A 7,976-nucleotide genomic window follows, 5' to 3' on the forward strand; every position below is an offset into this window, starting at 1 on the left:
TGAGTGGTCCACCAGAGATGATGAGTGGTCCACCGAGCGAAGCCGGGAACGAGTCGTACGTATCTGAACACCACGATAGGTGTCCGTGCAATCGATAGGACCCGGCGGGCTATTCGGGTCCCGGGCCCGGCTGGTCGCCGAACCGCGACAGGTCGAAGTGGCGACCGCCGCGGACCCAGTCGAGGCCGATGTACGCAAGTGACAGCCCGCCGACGCCCATGGCGAGCGTCGCAACGAGCGATGCGGTGGCCGAGTTCCCGTCGGCCAGCGCGAACGGAACTCGGACCACCAGCTGGAGGCCGAGACAGACGTTCCCGAGACCGACGAACTGGTACCAGTCCAGCCCACCGAGCGAGGCTCCGAAGCCGCCGAGAACGTACAGTGCCGACGCGCCGAACCAGAGCGCGACCGTGAGGATCGACGCCGGGTCGGTCGCCACGCCGGACCAGAACGCCGTGAGGAACCAGACGCCAACGACCGCGTAGAGCGTTCCGAGCACCGCGAACCAGAGTCGTTTCACGGCGTTCGATTCGGTTCATGACATGATAAAACGTCGGTTACCGAGGATTCGAGGCCGCCCTCACTCTAGCCCGACTTTCTCAGCGTACTCCTCGAACACCGCCCACGAGGGGTCGACGTCGGGGGCCTCGACCCGCTCGCCGTCGACGTAGACGCCCTCGCCCTCGCGAACCGCGCCAATTTCGGCGGCCGGGATGCCCTCGTCGTCGAGCGCGGCCAGCACGTCGTCCGCGCCGCCGGACTCGACCGTCAGGACGAGGGTGCCCTCGCTGGTCGCGGCCCACGGGTCGACGCCGAAGAAGTCGCAGGACGCTGCGACCCCCGGCAGGACGGGCACGGCCTCGGAATCCACGTCGAGTTGCACGCCCCCGGCGTGCGCGAGTTCGACCAGCGCGCCCTGCAGGCCGCCCTCGGTCGCGTCGTGCATCGCGGTGACGGGACCCGCGGCCGCGGCCGTGAGGGCGTCCCGAACCGGGCTCATGTCCCAGAAGCGCTCTTTCGCCGCGGCGATAGTCTCGGGGGGTAACTCGACCGCGTCCTCGAACAGCGTGACGAGGAACCCGGCGACCTCGACCCCGGGCCCCTTGGTCACGAGCAGGTGGTCGCCCGGGGAGGCCCCATCGGGGCGCACCACGTCCTCGGGGTCGCCAACCGCCAGCGCGGTCGCGCCGCCGACCCACGGGTACCGACACCCGCCGTAGCGCGCGGTGTGGCCCGTCACGATGCTCACGCCGAGGTCGCGGGCCTCGCGGTCGAACGTCGACCAGACGGTACGGAACTCCTCGTCGGTCATCTCGGGCGGGAGCGTGAACGTGACTGCGAGATGCGATGGCGGGACGCCCGACACCGCGGCGTCCGAGAGCGCGACGTGGACCGCGAACCACGCGGCCTTCTCGAACCCCAGCGCGGGCGTCAGCGAGAGCGGGTCGCTGGCGAGCACCACCGCCTCCCCGCCGACCGAGACGACGCCGAAGTCGACGCCGTGCTGCGGACCGAGGGTCACGTCCTCGCGGTCGGCCCCCAGATGTGGGTAGATGTACTCGTCGAAGAACGCTCCGTCCACCTTTCCGAGGTCGGTCATCGCCGAGTCGTTGGGTGGGTCGGGACTAATCGGTGGTGGTTCGCTATCGGATTTGGCTCGAACTGTAGGCCAGTTACTCTCGGTAATCAGATAGTCAGAGGTAACTTTTTGCACGTCGCGCGAGTACCCCCGGCCATGAGTGACTCCGAAGAGCCGCTGGCGGTGTGGTGCGCGGGCAAGGACTGGTGTCCGATAACGTCGACGGCCACTCTCGTCGGCAAGAAGTGGCACCCGGTCGTGGTCCACCGACTGATTCAGGGCGGCCCGATGGGGTTCAACGAACTCAAAGACGACGTGGACGGCATCTCCAGCAAGGTGCTGTCGGACAGCCTCGAAGACCTCGAAGAGAAGGGGCTCGTGAACCGCGAGATCGTGAGCGAGAAGCCGGTGCGCGTGGAGTACTCGCTGACCGAGCGCGGGGCCTCGCTGGAATCGCTCATCGAGGAGATGCGAGCGTGGGGCGCGGAGCATCTCACCGCCGCCGAGGAGAAGGAAGGCGCGTTCTCGTAACCGGCGAGCCGAACGTTCTTCCGAGGGGAGTCAACAGCCCGGGTTGTATTTCGATTCTCGCACACGTAGTTTTAAATCCGAGAACGGGACGAAACTGTCTCGATGGGACACCGCGCACTCGTCGCGTACCGTCGCGACGCCGATTCGCTCGACTCCGAAGACGCCGCCGACTTGAACTCCTCCGACGCGAACTCCTCCGACACGGGCTACGACCTCCACCGGTCGCACTGGGGCGGGGCCGACTTCGCGCTGCTCGACGGCATCTCGGCCGAGGAGCCGTACGCCGCCGACACCCAGTTCGCGGTCGACCCCCAACCGGTGGCGACCGACCGCTCGCTCGCCGACGCCGCGGCGAACCACCTCGACTTCCTCCACCACGAGGCGTTCTATCGGGTCGACTCGGACTACGAGGTGACCGCCTACCACGTGCTCTGGTTCGGTCTCGAAGCCGACGCCGAGGCGGTCGAGCGGAGCGAGACGGTCGGCCACGGAGCGCTGGTCGAGGCTCACCGGGACGACTCGGACTACCTCCGGGGCTGGTTCCGCGGCGCGAAGGAGGTGGTCGCCGAGATGGTCGACCGGGGCGCGCTCACACCCGCGGCCGCGAGCGACGCGCTCGCCGAGCGCGCCGAGACGTGGGCCGACGACCGGGAGGTGATCGTGCCCGAGTGAGCCAGCGCGCGCTCCAATCGATCTACCAATCCACCGACGCGGGCCGCTTTTGTGGCTCGGCCGTCTACTCCGACGCAGTGACGACCGCAGACGGCGACTCGGCCGACGGAGATCCAGCAGTCGGCACCCCTGACCCCGAAGCTGCCCGCGACCGAGTGGCGGCCGCCATCGACGCAGACGAGATGGTGACCGTCTTCGGTCGCTGCACGGTCGAGTACGAGGGCCGGGCCGCGAGCACGCTCGGCCCCGGCGACCGACTGGTGGTGCTCAAACCCGACGGGACCGCGCTGGTCCACACCGACGAGGGCCAAAAGCCCGTGAACTGGCAGCCGCCGGGCTGCACCCACGAGGTGGCCGCCAGCAACGGCCAGTTTCGCATCCGGAGCCTGCGCACCGCGCCCGAGGAGGAACTCGTCGTCGACTTCGAGCGCGTCGACCGGGTCGCCACCTTCGACGTGACCGACGGCCGGGACCTCGCGCTGTCCGGCACCGAGGAAGACCTGCGCCAGCGCATCCTGGACGACCCCGAGCTCGTCGAACCGGGGTTCGTCCCGCTCGCGACCGAGCGCGAGACGCCTGCCGGGGCGGTGGACATCTACGGCGAGGACGCGCACGACGCGACCGTGGTCGTCGAACTCAAGCGCAAGCGGGTCGGTCCGGACGCGGTCGGCCAGCTCGACCGCTACGTCGACGCGCTGGGTCGGGACCTCCACGCCGACGCTGAGGTCCGTGGGATTCTGGTCGCGCCGTCGGTGACCGAGCGCGCCCGGAACCTGCTCGCCGAGAAGGGGCTGGAGTACGTCTCGCTCGGGCCGCCGGAGTGACGACTTGCGCCTGCCGGGGTACCGACTTGCGCCTGCCGGAGTACCGACTTGCGCTCGACGGGGCTCCCGACCTCGACAAAGGGCGGCGCGGTGGCGTCCGCGATTCAGTGCCCACCCGGGGGGGGGACGCGCAGGCCCCCCCCGGGGGGGGGGGGGGGGGGGCGGCGCGCGCGCCCCCCCCCCCCCCCCCCCCCCGCCGCGCCGAGTCGTGGCGTATAAACCCCGTTCCCGAGAGGTGAGGGTATGGACAGGCGACGCGCGGTGTGGTTCGCGCTCGGCGGGAGCCTCGTGGTCGGGTACGTTCTGCTGCACGCCGGGCTTCTCCCGCTACCGGCCGAGTTCGACGGCGAGCGTGAGCTCAGCGTCACCGACTGTGACGGGACGGAGAAGGGCCGGCTGACGGTGGACGTCGCGGACTCCTTTTCCGAGCGCTACGTCGGCCTGAGCCGCACCGAGTCGCTGGCCGAGGGCGAGGGACTGCTGTTCGTCTACGACGAGGCCGGGTCGAAGGGCATCGCGATGCGGAACATGGATTTCGCGCTCGACGTGCTGTTCGTCTCCAGCGACGGCGAGCTCACGGGCTTCGAGACGCTGGACGCACCGGGCTCGCTGCTCTCGTACTACCTGCTGTACGAGTCGACTTCCGGGGACGGTCGGTACGTGGTCGAGACGAACGCGGGCTGGAGCGAGGCGAACGGCGTGTCCGCGGGCGATTGCGTTCGCGGTATTTCGGGGTGACAATTGCGTATGAGTGCCCATATTCGAATTTCCGACGAGACGAAAGCACAACTCTCCGACTGAAACGCGACGACGAGACGTGGGACGACCTGCTTCGCCGACTGATGAGCGCGAACACCGCCTACTCGGCTCTGTTGGAATACGTCGACTCTGCCAGTAGTCGACGTGAGTGATACGCGGTGCGAATTGGTCCGTTGAACAGGTTCGTAACCCAAGGATTATAGTCACTAAATCGGAGACATAGACAAGTACAAAATGGCGGGATCGATACGTCTCCTCGGGCGAAACCAGTGGCGAACCCGTCTCGTGGCTATCTCCGTCGTCAACGTTGTTTGGTCCTTCACTGCGGTTGGCACGTCCGGCACCGCGTTTCCCTTCGGGCTATCCACGTACGAGCTGTTGGTCGGCGGTTCACTACTCGTTCTCACTCCCGTATTCTATCACGCGATGTACCGCGATGCTGGTGGTATTCGGGATGGCGACGGTTCGTGGATGCCGGACCGGCGGGTATGGGTCGGCGGTGGCGTTCTCTTCTCGCTTCTTGGCGTCGTACTGTATCTCAACCCTCTCACCCACTACGTCGCCGCAATCTACCTGACCCAACGGTACCGAAAAACCCCGTAGAGTGACCCTGAGGACGACGCAGAATCTGACTGGCTGGTCGAGCGACCGATTCGTTTGGAATGTCGGCAAAACCACCGGTCCAAATTGTTCGTCGCTGTGGAACGTTCGGCGAAACTCGGCCGCTTCACTCCACTTCGCGCTTCAGTTCCGCCAGCTTGTTCATCGCCTCCAGCGGCGTCATCGTCGCCACGTCGACCTCGCGGAGCCGCGCGGCGAGCTCGTCCGCCGATCCGTCGGCGATGGCCTGCGGTGCCGGCTCCGGTTCCTGGGACTCGGTCTCGTCCGATTCGCTCTCGGAACGTTCGGCCTCCACCTCCGCCGAACTCGCTTCCGCCAACAACTCTCGTGCTCGCTCGACCACCGCGTCCGGCACACCGGCTTCACGGGCCACCTGCACGCCGTAGGAGGCGGTGGCCGCGCCCCGTCGCACGTCGTGGTCGAAGGAGACTTCCTCGCCGGTCTGGTCCGCCGCGAAGTGGAGGTTGAAAGCTTGAGGGAGTTCGTCGGCAATCTCGGTGAGTTCGTGGTGGTGGGTCGCGAACAGGGTCAGCGCGCCCACCTCGTCGTGGAGGTGCTCGGTCACGGCGCGGGCGATGGCGAGGCCGTCGGTCGTGCTGGTGCCCCGGCCGACCTCGTCTAACAGGACCAGGGAGTCCTCCGTCGCGTCCCGGAGGATGGCGGCGAGTTCGGTCATCTCGACCATGAACGTCGAGCGACCGCCCGCGATGTCGTCGCTCGCGCCGACGCGGGTGAAGATGCGGTCCACGGGGTCGATGCGCGCCCCCGCGGCCGGGACGAAGCTCCCGGTCTGGGCGAGCACGGTGATCAGCGCGACCTGCCGCATGTACGTCGACTTCCCCGACATGTTCGGGCCGGTGACGACCGCGAAGCGGTCCTCGGCGTTCGCGCGCCCGTCGGCGCGCTCACCGTTCGGCGGCGAAGCCGCCCTGCCCAGTCGAGCGTCGTTCGGCACGAACGAGTCCTGCGTTCGCTCGACCACCGGATGGCGGCCGCCCTCGATACGGATACCGCGGTCGGCGTCCCCCTCGCCGACGATCTCCGGGCGAGCGTAGTCCCGCGTGGCCGCGACCTCCCCGAGCGCGGCGAGCACGTCGAGCTCCGCGAGGGCGTCCGCGAGCGCCTGCACGCGCTCGGACTCGGCCGCGACCGTCGCGCGCACCTCGCGGAACAGCTCGTGTTCGAGGTCGTCGGCCCGGCGCTCGGCCTGCAGGATCTCGTCTTCGCGCTGCTCGAGTTCCGGCGTGTAGAACCGCTCTGCGTTCTTCAGGGTCTGTCTGCGGGTGTAGTCGTCGGGCACCGAGTCGAGGTTGGGGTTCGTGACCTCGATGTAGTAGCCGTGGACCGAGTTGTGCCCGACCTTTAGCGAGTCGACGCCGGTGCGCTCGCGCTCGCGGGCTTCGAGGTCGTCGATCCACTGCTTGCCCTCGCGCTCGGTGCGGCGGAGCTCGTCGAGTTCGTCGTCGTAGCCCGGCCGGATCACGTCGCCCTCGGTGATCTCGCGGGCCGGATCTTCCTGAATGGCGCGGTCCACGAGGTCCCGAACTTCGGCGAGTTCGTCGAGATTCGCGCGGAGTTCCCGGGCCGTCTCGCTCTCGAAGCCCGCCATCTCGGCCTTCAGGCCCGGCACTACGTCGAGAGTCGCCTGCAGCGAGCGCAGGTCCCGGGCGTTGGCCCGCCCGCGGGAGATGCGGGTGACGAGCCGCTCGATGTCGTACACGTCCCGCAGCGATTCGCGGACCGCCTCGCGGGCCCGCACGTCGCGGGTCCACTCTTCGACCGCGTCGAGTCGCGCCTCGATGCGCTCGGGGTCGAGCAGGGGTCGCCGGAGCCAGTCCTTGAGCCGCCGGCTCCCGAGCGCGCAGGCGGTCTCGTCGAGCACGCCGAGCAGGGTCACCCCGCTGTCGCCGTGGACCGTCCGGCGCTCGAACAGTTCGAGGCTCGACAGCGCGACCCGGTCGAGCAGCATGTACTCGCGCGGCTCGTAGCGCGTGAGGTGGTTGAGGTAGTCGAGGCGGCCGTTCGCGGTCCTGTCCTCACCATCCTCGGCCTCGCTGTTCCCGCCCTCGTCGTCGGTCACCGCACCGCCGCGGGTGTACTCGGCGTACGCCAGCAGCGCGCCGCAGGCTCGGATTTCCGCGTCGCCGGCGAGCAGCGAGTCCGGCGAGCCGAAGTACGCCTCGACTCGCTCGGCCGCCGCCTCGCGCTCGAAGGAAGCGGGGTCGTACGGCGTGACCATGCAGTCGGCGTCGAAGACGGTCCCGTCCGCGTCGACGCCGCCCGCACTCGGTTCGCCGTCGGCCGCTGCTCCGACCTCGGGCCCGACGATTGCTTCGGCGGGCGCGAACCGGCTCACCTCGTCGGCGACCGCCTCGGCCCGCCGGGCGCTGGTCGCGTAGAAGTCGCCGGTCGACACGTCGAGCAGCGCGAGGCCGTACCGGTCGGCCTGGGCGGTCAGACTCGCGACGAAGTTGTTGTCGTCGCTCGCCAGCAGTTCGTCCTCGGTCAGCGTCCCGGGCGTCACGATGCGGGTGACCGCCCGGTCGACCACGGTGGTCGTCTCCTCGGGGTCCTGGACCTGATCGGCGACCGCGACCCGGTAGCCCGCGTCGAGCAGCGTCTCGATGTACGACTCGGCGTTGTCGATGGGGATGCCCGCCATCGGGTACGTGCCGGTCGAGTCCTCGCGCTTGGTCAGCGCAATTTCGAGCAGCCGCGCGGTGCGCTCGGCCGCCTCGCAGAACGTCTCGTAGAAGTCCCCGACCTGAAACAGCACCAGCGAGTCGTCGTACTCGTCGCAGAGCTCGTAGTACTGGCGCATCATCGGCGTCAGCTCGTCGGCCCGCTCGGCCATCTTCTCGGGTGCCCCCAGCGCCGCGTCCATGACTGGACTCGACGCGTTCCGGACCGAAATACCCCTCGGAACCGCGCGACTGCTCCGCCGTGCTGCTCGGCCGCGCCGCCGCGCGGGCCGGGGAAATTCCCCGGCC

At 68.7% G+C, this 7,976-nt stretch carries 8 protein-coding genes; 5 read left to right on the forward strand and 3 right to left on the reverse strand.

Features of this window, described 5'->3' with window-relative positions; all coding sequences use genetic code 11:
* Nucleotides 1–109: 109 nt before the first annotated feature.
* Both DPQ64_RS16490 and DPQ64_RS16495 read right to left on the reverse strand, forming a co-directional pair.
* The gene (locus tag DPQ64_RS16490; RefSeq protein WP_115865402.1) at nucleotides 110–520 is read right to left on the reverse strand and encodes a hypothetical protein; all 411 of its coding nucleotides are present in this window, start codon (nucleotides 518–520) and stop codon (nucleotides 110–112) included.
* Between the two features lie 60 nt (nucleotides 521–580).
* A complete protein-coding gene (locus tag DPQ64_RS16495; RefSeq protein WP_115865403.1) occupies nucleotides 581–1,600 on the reverse strand; it encodes an AIR synthase family protein in 1,020 nt (339 codons plus the stop codon).
* A 135-nt stretch (nucleotides 1,601–1,735) separates the two neighbouring features.
* On the opposite strand from DPQ64_RS16495, the gene DPQ64_RS16500 reads away from it, so the two are divergent.
* The 5 genes from DPQ64_RS16500 to DPQ64_RS16520 all read left to right on the forward strand — a co-directional run bounded on the left by DPQ64_RS16500 (nucleotide 1,736) and on the right by DPQ64_RS16520 (nucleotide 4,968).
* Nucleotides 1,736–2,110 (forward strand): winged helix-turn-helix transcriptional regulator, encoded by a 375-nt coding sequence (locus DPQ64_RS16500; RefSeq protein WP_115865404.1) that lies wholly within the window; start codon nucleotides 1,736–1,738, stop codon nucleotides 2,108–2,110.
* A gap of 102 nt (nucleotides 2,111–2,212) precedes the next feature.
* Complete coding sequence (locus tag DPQ64_RS16505; RefSeq protein WP_115865405.1) at nucleotides 2,213–2,782, forward strand: DUF6735 family protein; 570 nt, start codon at nucleotides 2,213–2,215, stop codon at nucleotides 2,780–2,782.
* 77 nt (nucleotides 2,783–2,859) lie between these two features.
* Nucleotides 2,860–3,606, forward strand: a complete 747-nt coding sequence (nucS, locus tag DPQ64_RS16510) for an endonuclease NucS (RefSeq protein ID WP_115865406.1) — start codon at nucleotides 2,860–2,862, stop codon at nucleotides 3,604–3,606.
* Nucleotides 3,607–3,849: 243 nt separating this feature from the next.
* Nucleotides 3,850–4,344, forward strand: a complete 495-nt coding sequence (locus DPQ64_RS16515) for a DUF192 domain-containing protein (RefSeq protein WP_115865407.1) — start codon at nucleotides 3,850–3,852, stop codon at nucleotides 4,342–4,344.
* Between the two features lie 306 nt (nucleotides 4,345–4,650).
* On the forward strand, nucleotides 4,651–4,968 hold the full coding sequence (locus DPQ64_RS16520; protein ID WP_157971757.1) for a hypothetical protein: 318 nt from the start codon (nucleotides 4,651–4,653) through the stop codon (nucleotides 4,966–4,968).
* A 124-nt stretch (nucleotides 4,969–5,092) separates the two neighbouring features.
* Here DPQ64_RS16520 and mutS read toward each other — a convergent pair whose 3' ends face one another.
* Nucleotides 5,093–7,870 carry a DNA mismatch repair protein MutS gene (gene mutS / locus DPQ64_RS16525; protein WP_115865409.1) on the reverse strand — a complete coding sequence of 926 codons (2,778 nt, stop codon included), beginning with the start codon at nucleotides 7,868–7,870 and terminating at the stop codon, nucleotides 5,093–5,095.
* Nucleotides 7,871–7,976: the final 106 nt, after the last annotated feature.

Origin of the sequence: Halorussus litoreus, from assembly GCF_003382685.1 — an archaeon.
Taxonomy (GTDB): Archaea; Halobacteriota; Halobacteria; order Halobacteriales; family Haladaptataceae; genus Halorussus; species Halorussus litoreus.

Excerpts from the sequence above, each read along its gene's own strand:
- DPQ64_RS16495 (WP_115865403.1), bottom strand. The coding sequence starts at position 1,600 with ATGACCGACCTCGGAAAGGTGGACGGAGCGTTCTTCGACGAGTACATC.
- DPQ64_RS16500 (WP_115865404.1), top strand. The coding sequence starts at position 1,736 with ATGAGTGACTCCGAAGAGCCGCTGGCGGTGTGGTGCGCGGGCAAGGAC.
- DPQ64_RS16505 (WP_115865405.1), top strand. The coding sequence starts at position 2,213 with ATGGGACACCGCGCACTCGTCGCGTACCGTCGCGACGCCGATTCGCTC.
- DPQ64_RS16515 (WP_115865407.1), top strand. The coding sequence starts at position 3,850 with ATGGACAGGCGACGCGCGGTGTGGTTCGCGCTCGGCGGGAGCCTCGTG.
- mutS (WP_115865409.1), bottom strand. The coding sequence starts at position 7,870 with ATGGACGCGGCGCTGGGGGCACCCGAGAAGATGGCCGAGCGGGCCGAC.